The organism is Psychrobacter sp. K31L (genome assembly GCF_017942195.1).
Lineage (GTDB): Bacteria > Pseudomonadota > Gammaproteobacteria > Pseudomonadales > Moraxellaceae > Psychrobacter > Psychrobacter glaciei.
The window spans coordinates 267,101-281,076 of record NZ_JAGKSC010000002.1 but is presented as its reverse complement, the minus strand read 5'-3'; the positions used below and the strand labels follow the sequence as shown (position 1 = coordinate 281,076).

Sequence of the window (13,976 nt, the reverse complement as noted above, 5' to 3'; positions counted from 1 at the left end):
GCGTGCGTTTATGTCCAAAACTGCTATTCAATTGTGAATGAGAGTATTAATTTTATGGTAAGGATAGGGTAATCATGAGCTTTTTGCCAAAAGCCTTAACCGTACCAGCTACTTCAGCATTAAGCCGTTGGTTTGCCTCGCGTGCGCCTAAAAGTGATAGCGCCACGCTCAATTTGCGTAATGTCTATATCTTTTTTAGCCGTGAAGGGATGCTATTTGCGGTGTTATTGGTCATTACCTTTATCGCTGGCATCAACTATGGCAACAACTTAGTATTGGGCTTATGTTTTTATTTGGTCAGTGTCTGGCTGATCAGCTTTCATGTGACCTTTGCTCATATCTCAGGTCTAAAAGTACAATTAATAGAAGTGACCATGGCAGAAGCGGGTGCGCCTGTTTGGGTGACTTTGCAGCTGCGCAGTGAGAGCCGCCAACCAAGACGGCAGTTGTTATTCAGCTTTGAGCAGGTTGATAAAACAACCAATAAGAAGGCTAATAAGCAAATTAAGCATGACACGGATAGTCAAAACTCTGTGCTCGTTACACGGCTACAAGGTGAGCAAATTATTCGTTTGCCAGTACAGACGCATAGTCGTGGGCAGTTTGAATTACCACGATTAAAAATCAAAACCGTTTATCCTTTGGGCATTATGCGGGCATGGTCTTATGTCTATTTTGCGCGTACGGCGTGGGTCTATCCAAAACCTGAAGCCTTTGACTGGCAGGCGCAGTATTCGGTCGCAAGTCAGGAGGATTTAGCAACAGGCGGGCAATATCGGCAAGGTCAAGATGACTTTGAGCGGCTCGATAATTATATCGAAGGTGAGTCGCTGGCACGAGTTTCTTGGGGGCATGTGGCGCGCGGTCAAGGTATGTTTACCAAGCACTTTGCTGATCCAGTCGGTCATGAACAAAGCTTAGATTATGCCGATATGCCAGCGGTGCATCATGAGCAGAGGCTGGCTCAGATGACGTATGGGGCGATGAGGTTGGGTGAGCTAGGTGTGCCATTTAAGATGCGCTTGCCGAGTGATGCCTCTGCTGCTGCCCCGATGGGAGAAGGTGATAGTTTTGCGCAAGCGTGCTTGCTAAGGTTGGCAAAAACGCCATGACCAGTATCTCTAAAATAAATGACTCAAAGAAACCGGTAGAAGTATTTACTGGCTCTTCTAAATCAGACTTTATAAATTCTGCAAGCTTTGAGCAGTTGGCATTGGGTCAAAATATCGCTTCTCATACTGAGCAGGCTAGCGATACTAAATGGACTCGCAAGCTATTTGCCTTGCCAGCGTATTATTGGGTATTAATCGCCCAAATCATCGTCATTTTACCTCATGCCGCGCATCTGCCTTTATGGCTGATTGGCTTTGCTGTGGTTAGTATCGCGGCCCAACTACCACGCATCAAAGCTAAATTCAAAAAATTGCGTCGTTTAAAACGTGTCTATCAAGGCATGCAAATGCTCGGCTTCTTGCTAGGTCTTGTCGGTCTGTGGCTGACGTACAATACAGCGTTTGGACTGGATATGGGCGTGGCATTTTTGGTGCTATGTCTCATCAGTAAGCTGTGGGAATTGTATAAGCGGCGCGATGCTTATGTGGTCTTAAATTTATCACTGTTTGTCCTTGCCGCGCTGTTTTTGATGGATCAAGGTCTTGTTACGACTTTAGAAGTAATCATCGGTGCTGTCATTATCTTGTTAGCATTTATTGCGCTCAATGACGATGGTAATACTCGCGGTGATGGTCGTCTGCGCACTTTGGGTGTATTAGGTCTTGGGGCACTGCCATTATTGGTTGTATTGTTTTTATTCTTCCCGCGCTTACCACCGCTATGGTCAGTGCAGCTATCGGGTCAGCAAGCAACCACTGGCGTCTCCGATAGTATGTCGCCCGGTGACTTTGCTAATTTGGGACAATCGACTGAGCTGGCCTTTCGGGTAGAGTTTGCAGATAAGCGCCCACCGCAGCAGCAACTGTACTGGCGCGGCTTGGTATTTAGCGACTTTGATGGGGTTACATGGCGTCCTAGCCCTCAGCAACAACAATGGCGGCCTGCACCGCAAATGCCTGTTTGGATGGAGAACGCCTTCGCTACTATCCCTGATGAAGTGAAAGTTGCGCCTACTAGCTATGAGATTATTTTAGAACCCACACAACAAAACTGGCTATTTGGCCTCGATTATCCTTTTGCCCAGCGACAAGACATCAGTATTACTTCAAACTTTACCCTATTAAAAGACCAGCCCGTTACTCAGCAGTTCCGTTATGACGTATTACAGTTTGCGCCGATGCGCATTGACCCTGTTCTGTCTGAAGCATTACGGCGTCTGAACCTTGCTCTGCCAGCTGACGGCAACCCACAAGCACGCGCACTGGCAAAGCGATTATTTGCGCAATCTGGCTCAGATCCAGTGCGCTATATAGCGGCTATTGAACGCTGGATTAATCAAACAGAATTTCGTTATACACTATCGCCGCCACGGCTGAATAATAACCGTATTGACGAGTTTTTATTTGAGACTAAAGCGGGATTTTGTGAGCATTATTCTTCAAGTTTTACGTTTATGATGCGGGCAGCTGGTATACCTGCGCGGGTCGTGGCAGGCTATCAAGGTGGCGAGCTAAGCCGCGGCGGCAATGTTTGGGAAGTTCGGCAGAAAGATGCGCACGCTTGGACGGAAGTTTGGCTTGAGGGTCAAGGCTGGGTACGTGTCGATCCGACAGCTTTTGTTGCGCCTGAGCGCGTCGAGCAAGGCATGGATGCGCTGACGCAGTCGCAGGGAGCGGCAATGTTTGGTGATGGCGCTGGGGCACAAGTCAGCTATCAGCAGTATCAAATGCTACAAACCTTACGCCGCCTCTCAGATCAAGCCAGCTACTATTGGCAAAAAGACATCGTCGGTTACGATCAGGACAAACAAGCTGACTCGCTACTCAAATGGTTCAACATCCGCTCAGTGATGCAGCAAATTATTTGGTTGGCAGCGAGTGCTATTACTGTCATGGCTATTTTAATCTTTGTCATCTGGCAACGTCGCCGCAAACGCTGGCATCTAGCAGATCTGCCGCTTGCACAGCTATCAAGACGTATTGGTAAAGTGGATAAATCGCTGGCTCGTGACGACAGTGAAGGCCAACTAGCATGGCTTGAGCGCGTGGCACTGGCTATTGATTCAAATGCCGAAGGTGGTACTGATAGCCGTTTAACAGACAGCGGTCACTCAGAAATTGTCCAAACCAAAATCATGCAGATTCAACAAGATTATCGTCAGCTACGCTATGGACGTCTCAGTGCACTTGAAATCAGTGATAAAGAATATCAAATAGTGCTCAAACAGCTCAAAAAAAATGTCGGTGAGTTATTTTGATGACTGTTTGTGAAAGCGTGGTTTAGCGCATGATAAGATGTTAAGGGTAATAAAGGAGGCGGCTCTATGGCAATATATGTGGATTTTGTGCAGATAGAATTTAAAGGCTATAAATGGTGTCATATGTTGGCTGATACGCTGCAAGAGCTGCATGAGTTTGCCTTATTGATAGAAGTAGATCAGCGCTTATTCCACCGTCATGCCAGTTACCCGCATTATGATGTTACTGTACAAATGCGTGCGACAGCGATTGAATATGGCGCTATCCCTGCCGGTCGAAAAAAGATTATCGAATGTGCTAAGAAGTTAAAAATAGAGCTACACGAGCAAATAGCACAGTCTAAGAATGGCTAATAAGTTAATCTTTTAAAGATATAAAAAAGGTGGGTTATGCTTTTGCATCCCACCTTTTTTGTGTTCATATTTCCATTTATAGCTTATTTTGCAATAGCTGCCTTACTGACACCATCAAGCGCTTTTGCGATGTTAGCTATCTCGGTATCACAACCTTTGATGTTATGACGGTCTTTCAAATATTCAGGATTGTTGTAGGACAACCAGACTTTTTTATCCGCATCTTCACTGATAAGGATTTTTTGTGGTAAGTCGATGGCGACGCTTTGCTCGCAATTCATCAATGGTGTACCCGCTTTTGGGTTACCAAACATAATTACCTGCGTCGGTCTCAATGTTAAATTGGCACCTTGCGCATTTTTTTGATGATCGACGCGCGCAAATACTTTCATACCTTTACTTTCAATAATCGCTGCCAGCTTATCCGCAGTATCTTGAACGGAATGATTACTTTGCATCGTAACCAAACCCTTTTCAGCATTGATAGCAGTCATCGTTTCTGGTGTTGACGGCATTTTATCTGGCGCGTTTAAAATATTTTCAACGCTGGCACAAGAGGATAAAGCCAAAGCGAAGACAGCGATAGAGACAATCTTAATCATAAAAATTCCTTTTATTATGGTTTTTTATTTAGCGAGTGATGCTTGGTTGTGTTAAGCGATCTTCTTCTAATATTATAGATATTTCTTAATCATAGTGGATAATATTCATTTTAAGTAAAACCGAATGTTAAGTAAAACCGAATAGTGGCTTTGTATGTTCATGCTAAATGCTCCGATAGATAATCTACCAGTAATCGAATCTTTGGCGATAAATGACGGTTGTGCGGATAGATAGCCCAGATACTTTCTTCAGGCTCTCTATAGTCATCCAGCAAGCTGACCAGCTCACCTGATGCTAAGTACTGTTGCACATAATAATCCGGTAGCTGCACGATACCCAAACCTTTTAGCGCAGCATCAACTAGGCTATGACCACTGTTATATTGAACGCTGCCAGAAACGCGTAGATTCTTTTCTTTATCCGTATTTTTTCCAGAATCTATTTTGCCATCTTCTATAAAGTGCCAATAGTCACGTGTGCCTAGCAGACAATTATGTTTACTCAGCTCACTCAAAGAGTGCGGTGTACCGTGTCTCTCAAGATAAGCAGGCGCGGCACAGACGAAATTCGTACGACGGCTGAGTTTTTTTGCCATCATCGTGGAGTCGCTTAATTTGCCAATACGAATCGCCAAATCATAGCCACCGTCGATCAAGTCCATTTTTTGATTGCTCAAAAAAGCCGTTACTTCGATATCGCTGTATCGCACCATAAAATCATTGACCAGTGGTAATAATTGCTGCTCACCATAAGTGACAGGAGCGGTCAGTTTAATCCTGCCTTGTGGCTTTGACTGTAGGTGGCTCACTGCTTGTTCAGCGGCATCCAAGCCATCAAGCACACCGCGGCAATGCTGATAAAACACGCGGCCTTCTTCGGTCAGTGAGACCTTGCGCGTGGTTCGATATAGCAATTTTATATTCAAGCGCTTTTCTAACGCGCTGATCTGCCGACTGACTTGTGCAGTCGAGAGGCTCAATTCTTTTGCGGCGCGCGTGAAGCTCTCATATTCTGCCACACAAACGAATTCGCTAATACCATCCCAGCGCATGATTGTTACCACTGTGTAAAAGATATTTTCAAATATAGCATATTGTTATCATCTCAGAAACAACTATAATTATCGACATAGAATGAAATGTTTTACAGACTGCTACAACTGTAGCTTGCCTCCATTAGGTAAGCACTATAAGCTGAATAGGTCTGCGCTGAATAAGCGATAAAATTAATTAAAAAGAGAGACGACTATGTCAGATAAATTTATTAAATCGAAAGCCGCCATTGCTTGGGGTCCAAACCAGCCGCTATCTATCGAAGAAGTGGATGTGATGTTGCCGCGCAAAGGTGAAGTATTGGTAAAAATCATCGCTAGTGGCGTTTGTCATACCGATGCCTTTACCTTATCTGGTGAAGACCCAGAAGGCGTATTCCCAGCGATTTTGGGTCATGAAGGTGGTGGTATCGTTGAGCAAATTGGTGAAGGCGTGACCAGTGTCCAAGTCGGCGACCATGTCATTCCTCTATACACCGCAGAATGTGGCGTCTGTAAAATGTGCACCTCAGGCAAAACCAATTTGTGTTCAGCCGTGCGCGAGACCCAAGGTAAAGGTCTGATGCCAGACGGCACCACGCGTTTTTATAAAGATGGTGAGCCAATTTACCATTACATGGGTTGCTCAACCTTTTCTGAATATACTGTCTTGCCAGAGATTTCATTGGCTAAAGTCAATAAAGAAGCGCCATTAGAAGAAGTTTGCTTGCTAGGTTGTGGCGTCACGACTGGTATGGGCGCGGTCATGAACACTGCAAAAGTCGAAGAGGGTGCTACGGTTGCTATCTTTGGTATGGGCGGTATTGGTCTGTCAGCGGTCATCGGTGCTGCCATGGCAAAAGCCAGCCGTATCATTGCGATTGATATCAACGAAAGCAAATTTGAGCTGGCTAAAAAACTGGGCGCGACTGACTGCATCAATCCAAAAGATTATGACAAACCAATTCAAGAAGTCATCGTTGAGCTAACCGATGGCGGCGTTGATTATTCATTTGAATGTATCGGTAACGTCGATGTGATGCGTTCCGCGCTTGAGTGCTGCCATAAAGGCTGGGGCGAGTCGGTCATTATCGGTGTCGCTGGTGCTGGGCAAGAAATCTCAACCCGTCCGTTCCAATTAGTGACTGGTCGAGTCTGGAAAGGCTCAGCATTTGGTGGTGTAAAAGGTCGTTCAGAATTACCAGGCTATGTTGAGCGTTACCTAGCGGGCGAAATCCCACTACAAGACTTCATTACCCATACCATGCCATTAGAAGACATTAACGAAGCGTTTGACTTGATGCATAAAGGTGAGAGTATTCGTACGGTTATTCATTTTTAGAAGTTAATCTTGAGATATAGTCAAAATATTCCAAAAACGCTACGATACTGCTGATATCAGTTTTTTGTAGCCTCTGTCTGCACAGGCACAGCAAGCAAGAAAAATTGGTATCAGCAGTGCGTGATGTATCGATATTACCTTTCACTGACTATAGTAGTTTTAGAATGCATATCGTGTCATAGCATTCATAAAAATGCCGCTTCTATTAGTAGAAGCGGCATTTTTTGTTTTATTGCTAAAAAGTTTGATTGCTAAAAATCAGAAGGGTTATTTGCTCTGATTATTAAGAATAATCTGATCGGTAAGCATACCTAAATCTGATGCTACAAAATCAGGTGTGGGAACATTCGACGCTGATAGCAACGCATTATAAGGTCGCGTGAGAAACGCAGCGTGGCAGCCAGCCGCTTGCGCGCCGATGGTATCCCAAAGGTGACAGGCGACCAAACACAACTCTGACACTTCAACAGACAACTCTTTTGCTACCATCTGATAGGTTTCAGGTGCAGGCTTGAACTTGCCAACAGTCTCAACGCTGAAGTGCTGCTCAAAAAACTGACTTAGTCCTGCTTTTTCTAATGGTGTTGGAGATGGAGTGCTCGCTGAGTTGGTCAACGTCACCAGTCGAAACCCTGCTTCAGTTAGCTTGGTTAACGCTGGCACCGCATCAGGGTGAGCTGGCATTTTGCTCATACGCTCTTTTAACTCATCGATATCGCTTTTTGTGAGCGTGACATTATGAATATCAGCCGTCATCTGTAAGGCAGCGACGCCAAGTTCACCAAAAGGTGTATAGAGACCGGATAAGGTCATGGTTTGAGAATAAAGCACCAATTGGGCAAACCATTCTCTCAGTATTTTTTCATTGTCAAATAAGCGAGAAAATAAAGGCGCGAGGGTATCAATATCGAGTAGCGTCTCATTGACGTCAAATACGATGATCGAAGGGGAATGCTCAGAAGACATAAGAGATCCTTTTATTAAGAGTCAATGTAAGAGTCAATGTAAGAGCTAATAAAACCTAGTCTGGCATGTCAGCCAACTGCTGCAAGATACTCGTGAAGTTCTCCACGCCTTGAGCACCGCTAACCAAATGACGCTCATTGAATATCACCGCAGGTACGCTTTGGATACCTTGCTGCTGCCAATGTTGCTCAGCGGCACGTACTTCTTTAGCAAAACGTTGGTCTTCCAGTACTGCTAGCGCCTCGCTACGATCAAGTCCAGTCTCCGACGCAATATCCGCGAGCACGGAGTGATCAGAGATGTTTCTGCCATTGGTAAAGTGGGCGGTGAACAATGCTTGCTTTAACTCATGCATGCGACCTTGCTGATGCGCCCAATGTAAAAGCTGGTGCAAGTTAAAGGTGTTGTGCATACGCATGTCATCACTAAAGTTGAACTCAAAACCAACTTCACTACCAGCTTCCGTCATTCTTGCTCGGCTGGCGTCAGACTCTTGCTTGGTTGAGCCATATTTTTCGGCAATATGCTCCCGAAAATTTTGACCTTCGCTTGGCATATTAGGGTTTAGCTCGAACGGATGCCAATGAATTTCGTACTCGGTATTGGTTTGCTTGAGTGCTTCAGCCAACTGTCTATAACCAACGACGCACCAAGGACAAACGACATCTGATACGATATCTATGCGTAGGGGCTTCTCGATATTTTTCATATGACCTCTCGTTATTTACAAGTTTGTTATTCATGATTTTGGTATTTATGATGGTAATTATAGTCAGTGAAAAGTAATATCGATACATCACATACTGCTGACATCATTTTTCTTGCTTACTGTGCCTGCGCAGACAGAGGCGACAAAAAATTGATATCAGCAATACCGTCGCGTTTTTAGGATAATTTGACTATAACTACCGTCTTATTCAATAAGATTTTAACTGAAAAAACTGCTGCTCGATTGTTTTCGAACAGCAGTCTCTCTTACAGCAGTATAAAAACACCAGAGGGGTCATTACAACCCCAAATTGGCGGTTTCGTTAGTCTGCTTTGTGCCATTCAAATTTCTGGAATGGCTTGTCAATTGGCGTGTTAGCAAGATGGTTGGTGTAATTGCTCATCACTTTTTGCGCCGCAGCAAGGACTACTTCTAGGATTTGGCGTTTGGTAAAGCCAGCATCCAAGAATGCTTGTACAGCAGCATCATCTACGTTACCGCGACCACGGACTACAGAGAGTGTAAAGTCACGTAGCGCTTCTAATTTCTCAGTCGGTAGTGTAGTTTCATTGCGCAATGCTTCGGTAATAGCATCATCCACTTTCATGCTTTTGGCGATACCAGTATGTGCAGGTACGCAATAATGACAAGCATGCTCGACGTTGATGGTTTGCCAGACAACGGTGACTTCTTCGTCATCGAAACTGCTGTCCAAAAACAACTCATGTAGACGTTGATAGCCTTCAAGCAATCCAGGCGCTTCAGCCATCACAGCATGCAAGTTTGGAACCATGCCAAATGCTTTGATAGAAACATCTAGCAAGTCTTTGCTCTCTGCTGGTGCGCTTTCTTTGTCGTGTAATGTAAATTCGGTCATACAAAATCCTTAAGATAAATAGTTGTTAGGTCGTTTTTAAAGTGTTGTAGCTTATATTTCTTCGAGTAGATACCTGAAATCAGATCTCTTAAAAAGGGCAAGTCAATTTGAGTGAATACTCAATTTAACATGTCAATCTTCTCTAAGTGAATCAACTGCAACCACTATAAACAAATTTGAGCGATTGCTCAACAACGAATTGTGAAGATATATAGCCAATTTGTAACGGCCACCAAAAATGTAACTCATAAAAGGATAATGACTATATTGAAGATTTTACCGAACACATTTAAAACTTGTTTGATTGTCTACTGACGAATATAGAAGACTGACCAATGTTAAAAAGAGTCATTATTATAAATAAGATGCCCGTTAGCAGCATCACTCACGTCTCGACACTCTCTATGATTAAAAACTACCTATGATTAAAAACTACACTGTAATAACTACAAAGTAAAAACAAAACAACTTTTTTGATACGTCATAATAAATTTATCGATGCCGTCTTTTGAGGCGTATTTTACCATTTCATTATGTTCATCTGCCAGCGAGAAGCCAGCATGTCTACTTTGACCTTAACAATCAATAAACAGGATTATCAGCTCGATAATCTTGACGCCCGTACGACACTGCTCGACGTCTGTCGTCAGCACTTACGAATTACTGGACCTAAAAAAGGCTGTGACCACGGTCAATGCGGGGCTTGTACGATGCTCATCAATGGACGACGGGTTAATTCTTGTCTGACACTTGCCATCATGCATGATGGTGATGACATCACAACAATTGAAGGCATCGGGATGCCGGATTCGTTATCGGAATTGCAACAAGCCTTTAAAGACAACGACGCATTTCAGTGCGGATATTGCACCCCCGGTCAGATCTGCTCAGCGACCGCATTGATAGAAGAGATCAAACAAAATTGGCCAAGCCATGTGAGCACAGACTTGCAACATCCTGACGGTCTCCTTGTACAAGAAATCGCTGAGCGCATGAGCGGCAATATATGCCGTTGTTCTGCTTACCCAAATATTATCAAGGCCATCTCGCAAGTGCTGGAGAGTCAATTATCAGAGTCTAATATTCTAACAACGGACAATACTGCGCAACACTCAAACGTAACAGGTATCTGGTCACCACCGCCTAGCGAGGCGCAACTTGGTAAAGCCTCAGTGAATAATAAAATGGCAAGTAATAAAACAGCAACTGCTACGACAGGAGGCCACTCATGAAACGCTTTGAATATAGTCGTGCTGATGCACCAGAGCAAGCCGCGATATCTGCCAGTACCAAAGATGCGTCTTTTATCGCAGGTGGTACCAACTTATTAGACTTGATGAAATTGGAGATTGAGACGCCAATTAAACTGGTCGATATTACCCGCTTAGAATTAGAGCAAGTTGAAACCACTGCTGACGGTGGTTTGCGTATTGGTACGCTTGTGACCAATAGTGATTTGGCAGCGCATCCTGACATTATTGTAAATTATCCAGTATTGTCCCGAGCGATTTTGGCAGGGGCGACTGGTCAGTTGCGTAATAAGGCAACGACTGGCGGTAACTTCTTGCAGCGCACCCGTTGTTATTATTTTTATCAAACAGACAGTGCTTGCAACAAGCGTGAGCCGGGGACTGGTTGTCCTGCTATCAATGGTGAAAACCGTACGCTGGCTATTTTAGGCACGAGCGATGCCTGTATTGCTCAGCATCCCTCTGATATGGCGGTAGCAATGCGCTTGCTGGATGCTACTATCGAAACAGTTAAGGCGGACGGTTCGACTCGCGCTATTGATGTGAAAGATTTTTATTGCCTGCCAAAAAATACGCCGCATATCGAAAACGTATTAGAGGCAGGCGAGCTAATCACTCATGTTGTATTACCTGCACCTGTCAAGGGTATGCATACTTATGATAAAGTGCGAGATCGCGCTTCTTATGCCTTTGCACTTGTTTCCTGTGCCGCAGTGATAGACGCTGATGATAGCGGTAATCTAAAGACGGTACGTTTGGCATTTGGTGGTATCGGTACTGAGCCATGGCGTAACGAAGAAGTTGAGGCACTGTTAACGGGTACCGATGGTAATAGCGATGTTATCGCGCAAGCCGCCGATCTGTTATTGCATGATGCCAAAGGTAATGGTCAAAACGACTTTAAGATACCGTTGACGCGTCGCCTACTAAAACAAGTCATTCAGCGCGCACTAGCGGGCGAGGGAGCATAATCATGTCATTATTTGAATCAATCACTCAGTCAGAACCGACCAAAAAAATGACTATGGATGAGCCTGTCGAGTCTCTGTTTAGCAAAACGGCGAGCAAACTGGTCGGTAAGCCAATCAACCGTATCGATGGCTCGCTAAAGGTTAGCGGTCAAGCGCATTATAGTGCGGAAATCCACTTAGATAATAAAGCCTACGGTGTTTTGGTAGGTGCGACCATTGCCAAAGGTCAAGTCGAGAACATTGATAGCAGTTCTTTAGACGGCATTCCTAATATTATCAAGGTTGTCACAGACCCTAAGCATTTTTTGCGCAACTCTCAGCAAGGCGGTTTAAAAAAGGCACCAAAGCAGGGAGCAACTGAGATTTTTTATCATGGTCAACCTATCGCTGTGGTCATCGCTGAAACCTTTGAAGCAGCAACAGAAGGGGCGAAGGCGCTTAAAGTCAGTTATAAAGATGAGACTGACCAAGCGGCATTGAATTTTACTAAAGAGCTGTCTAACGCCCATGCAGTCGATGAAAAAAAAGGCTCTGACAAAAACTATGTCCAAGGCGATCCAGAACAAGGACTTATTGACTCTGATGTGACGCTCGATCGCTTTTACCATACGCCAAGTCAAAACAGCTCTGCTATGGAGCCACATGTGACATTGGCGCATTGGGAGGAAGACAAGCTAATTCTCTATACTGCCAATCAAATGCTCGCGTCTTGTAAGCAGCAAGTCATGGACGCCTTAAACTTAAACAAAGACCAAGTTCAGTTAATCGCGCATTATGTCGGTGGCGGGTTCGGTAGCAAGCTCGGTATTGCGCCTGAATCTATTGCTGCTGCAATTGCTTCAAAAGAGCTTGGTCGACCAGTATTGATAACCATGACGCGTCCACAAGTGATGGAAGCGACAGTCAGACGCTCAAACACTCGTCAGCGCATTGCGATTGGCTGTGACAAGGACGGCGTTATTGACACATTGATTCACGATACTGTTTCTAGCAATTTGCCCGGAGAGGCATTCTTTGAGCCAACTGCTCTGTCTACCCATTACTTGTACCGCGGTAAAAACCGCCGTGTGAACTATGAAATGGTAGACATGAACCAAGTGCTATCAGGCTCGATGCGGGCGCCTGGTGAGGCGGTTGGCATGATCGCCGTTGAATGTGCGATGGATGAGTTGGCTTCACAATTAGATATTGATCCTATCGAGCTGCGTCGCCGCAATGAACCCGAAAAAGACCCTAGTAAAGACATTCCGTTTTCGTCACGGCAGCTGATTGCTTGTATGGAGCAAGGTGCTGAACAGTTCGGTTGGAATCAGCGAAATGCCAAACCTGCCAGTCAATTAGAAGGCGACTGGTGGATAGGAACGGGCATGGCGGCGGCAGCACGTGGGAATCAATTACAGCCTTCTGAAGCGCGCGCAACCCTGCAAATCGATAAGTCAAAAGCGCTCGGTGTCAAAGCAGTTATCGAGACAGACATGACTGATATCGGTACAGGGTCTTATACTGTGTTCTCTCAAGTAGCCGCAGATTTACTAGGACTACCCATTGACCATATTGAGATGAAACTGGGTGATAGTGCATTTCCGCCCGCAGCAGGTTCAGGTGGTAGTTGGGGAGCGGCGAGTGCAGGTAGTGGCGTCTACCTCGCTTGTGAACAACTGCGTGAGATGCTAGCAGAAAAAGTGGGTTTATACCCTGATACGATTCAACTAGATAATGGTCAGATTAAGCAAGTGGGCAAGCACGATCTAACTGCAGTAGAGACAGCCAAAGAGAATGGTCAAGCGTTCGCTGATAGCACTATTGATAAAATATCTGAAACCACAGGGGTCTCATTTTCAGAGAATGTATTAGAAGAAAAAACGCTACTGGAATCAGAGAAATATGACTTTGATAATACAGAGTCATATGCACTTGCTGACGTGATCGCAGGCTATGAGGAGCAAAAAGTCAGTGCTAAAGGAAAGATAAAGCCAGGTAAAAATGGTAAGAAGTATCGTCAGTCTTCTTTTGGTGCAAACTTCGCTGAAGTGGCCGTGCATAAGGTCACTGGTGAAATTCGAGTCAAACGTATGACGGGTGCATTTGCCGCAGGTCGTATTCTTAACCATAAAACAGCGACTTCGCAATGCTATGGTGGCATGGTATTTGGTATTGGTTCAGCGTTGATGGAAGAGGTCATCCACGATAAACGTGACGGTCGTCTGTGTAATCATGACCTTGCTGAGTACCACGTTCCCGTCAATGCAGATGTACCGCAGTTGGATGTGATATTGGTCGAAGAGGATGACCCTTATACCAACCCAATGCATATCAAGGGTATTGGTGAGACTGCTATTGCTGGTGCTGCCGCTGCGATTGCTAACGCTGTCTACAATGCCGTCGGCGTACGTGTTTATGATTTTCCGATTACTCTTGATAAATTGCTTTATGAGATGCCAGAGTAAATTTTTAAGCCATATGTACGACAGGAACCCGCTTAATGAGCGGGTTTTTATAACTCA

General features: G+C 44.8%; 12 protein-coding genes. 7 read left to right on the top strand and 5 right to left on the bottom strand.

Annotated features, from left to right (window positions below):
* The first annotated feature begins 74 nt into the window (after window positions 1-74).
* The 3 genes from J5X94_RS04320 (at window position 75) to J5X94_RS04310 (ending at window position 3,724) form a co-directional block, all read left to right on the top strand.
* Complete coding sequence (locus J5X94_RS04320; RefSeq protein WP_210540339.1) at window positions 75-1,112, top strand: hypothetical protein; 1,038 nt, start codon at window positions 75-77, stop codon at window positions 1,110-1,112.
* Window positions 1,109-3,370 carry a transglutaminaseTgpA domain-containing protein gene (locus J5X94_RS04315; protein WP_210540338.1) on the top strand — a complete coding sequence of 754 codons (2,262 nt, stop codon included), beginning with the start codon at window positions 1,109-1,111 and terminating at the stop codon, window positions 3,368-3,370. Before J5X94_RS04320 ends, J5X94_RS04315 begins: the two co-directional genes overlap by 4 nt.
* A gap of 66 nt (window positions 3,371-3,436) precedes the next feature.
* Complete coding sequence (locus J5X94_RS04310; RefSeq protein ID WP_010201315.1) at window positions 3,437-3,724, top strand: DUF4031 domain-containing protein; 288 nt, start codon at window positions 3,437-3,439, stop codon at window positions 3,722-3,724.
* Between the two features lie 83 nt (window positions 3,725-3,807).
* Here J5X94_RS04310 and J5X94_RS04305 read toward each other — a convergent pair whose 3' ends face one another.
* The gene (locus J5X94_RS04305) at window positions 3,808-4,326 is read right to left on the bottom strand and encodes a DUF302 domain-containing protein (protein ID WP_210540336.1); all 519 of its coding nucleotides are present in this window, start codon (window positions 4,324-4,326) and stop codon (window positions 3,808-3,810) included.
* Window positions 4,327-4,484: 158 nt separating this feature from the next.
* Window positions 4,485-5,378 carry a LysR family transcriptional regulator gene (locus tag J5X94_RS04300; protein ID WP_228293150.1) on the bottom strand — a complete coding sequence of 298 codons (894 nt, stop codon included), beginning with the start codon at window positions 5,376-5,378 and terminating at the stop codon, window positions 4,485-4,487.
* Between the two features lie 196 nt (window positions 5,379-5,574).
* On the opposite strand from J5X94_RS04300, the gene J5X94_RS04295 reads away from it, so the two are divergent.
* Window positions 5,575-6,699: an S-(hydroxymethyl)glutathione dehydrogenase/class III alcohol dehydrogenase gene (locus J5X94_RS04295; protein ID WP_201592303.1), complete on the top strand. Its 1,125-nt coding sequence runs from the start codon at window positions 5,575-5,577 to the stop codon at window positions 6,697-6,699.
* 267 nt (window positions 6,700-6,966) lie between these two features.
* Here J5X94_RS04295 and J5X94_RS04290 read toward each other — a convergent pair whose 3' ends face one another.
* From J5X94_RS04290 to J5X94_RS04280, 3 genes are all read right to left on the bottom strand, one after another.
* Complete coding sequence (locus J5X94_RS04290; RefSeq protein WP_210540334.1) at window positions 6,967-7,665, bottom strand: haloacid dehalogenase type II; 699 nt, start codon at window positions 7,663-7,665, stop codon at window positions 6,967-6,969.
* Window positions 7,666-7,720: 55 nt separating this feature from the next.
* Window positions 7,721-8,374 (bottom strand): DsbA family oxidoreductase, encoded by a 654-nt coding sequence (locus J5X94_RS04285; protein ID WP_010201018.1) that lies wholly within the window; start codon window positions 8,372-8,374, stop codon window positions 7,721-7,723.
* A gap of 322 nt (window positions 8,375-8,696) precedes the next feature.
* Window positions 8,697-9,251, bottom strand: a complete 555-nt coding sequence (locus J5X94_RS04280) for a carboxymuconolactone decarboxylase family protein (protein ID WP_210540332.1) — start codon at window positions 9,249-9,251, stop codon at window positions 8,697-8,699.
* 560 nt (window positions 9,252-9,811) lie between these two features.
* Between J5X94_RS04280 and J5X94_RS04275 the strand changes: the two genes are divergently transcribed.
* The 3 genes from J5X94_RS04275 to J5X94_RS04265 are packed head-to-tail and all read left to right on the top strand — an operon-like array spanning window position 9,812 to window position 13,919.
* Complete coding sequence (locus tag J5X94_RS04275) at window positions 9,812-10,483, top strand: 2Fe-2S iron-sulfur cluster-binding protein (protein WP_210540330.1); 672 nt, start codon at window positions 9,812-9,814, stop codon at window positions 10,481-10,483.
* Window positions 10,480-11,472: an FAD binding domain-containing protein gene (locus J5X94_RS04270; protein WP_210540329.1), complete on the top strand. Its 993-nt coding sequence runs from the start codon at window positions 10,480-10,482 to the stop codon at window positions 11,470-11,472. Before J5X94_RS04275 ends, J5X94_RS04270 begins: the two co-directional genes overlap by 4 nt.
* A 2-nt stretch (window positions 11,473-11,474) precedes the next feature.
* Window positions 11,475-13,919, top strand: a complete 2,445-nt coding sequence (locus tag J5X94_RS04265) for a xanthine dehydrogenase family protein molybdopterin-binding subunit (RefSeq protein WP_210540327.1) — start codon at window positions 11,475-11,477, stop codon at window positions 13,917-13,919.
* Window positions 13,920-13,976: the final 57 nt, after the last annotated feature.

What these genes read in the sequence shown, in the direction of transcription:
- J5X94_RS04320 (WP_210540339.1), top strand. Translation starts at nt 75, where the DNA reads ATGAGCTTTTTGCCAAAAGCCTTAACCGTACCAGCTACTTCAGCATTA.
- J5X94_RS04315 (WP_210540338.1), top strand. Translation starts at nt 1,109, where the DNA reads ATGACCAGTATCTCTAAAATAAATGACTCAAAGAAACCGGTAGAAGTA.
- J5X94_RS04310 (WP_010201315.1), top strand. Translation starts at nt 3,437, where the DNA reads ATGGCAATATATGTGGATTTTGTGCAGATAGAATTTAAAGGCTATAAA.
- J5X94_RS04305 (WP_210540336.1), bottom strand. Translation starts at nt 4,326, where the DNA reads ATGATTAAGATTGTCTCTATCGCTGTCTTCGCTTTGGCTTTATCCTCT.
- J5X94_RS04300 (WP_228293150.1), bottom strand. Translation starts at nt 5,378, where the DNA reads ATGCGCTGGGATGGTATTAGCGAATTCGTTTGTGTGGCAGAATATGAG.
- J5X94_RS04295 (WP_201592303.1), top strand. Translation starts at nt 5,575, where the DNA reads ATGTCAGATAAATTTATTAAATCGAAAGCCGCCATTGCTTGGGGTCCA.
- J5X94_RS04290 (WP_210540334.1), bottom strand. Translation starts at nt 7,665, where the DNA reads ATGTCTTCTGAGCATTCCCCTTCGATCATCGTATTTGACGTCAATGAG.
- J5X94_RS04285 (WP_010201018.1), bottom strand. Translation starts at nt 8,374, where the DNA reads ATGAAAAATATCGAGAAGCCCCTACGCATAGATATCGTATCAGATGTC.
- J5X94_RS04280 (WP_210540332.1), bottom strand. Translation starts at nt 9,251, where the DNA reads ATGACCGAATTTACATTACACGACAAAGAAAGCGCACCAGCAGAGAGC.
- J5X94_RS04275 (WP_210540330.1), top strand. Translation starts at nt 9,812, where the DNA reads ATGTCTACTTTGACCTTAACAATCAATAAACAGGATTATCAGCTCGAT.
- J5X94_RS04270 (WP_210540329.1), top strand. Translation starts at nt 10,480, where the DNA reads ATGAAACGCTTTGAATATAGTCGTGCTGATGCACCAGAGCAAGCCGCG.
- J5X94_RS04265 (WP_210540327.1), top strand. Translation starts at nt 11,475, where the DNA reads ATGTCATTATTTGAATCAATCACTCAGTCAGAACCGACCAAAAAAATG.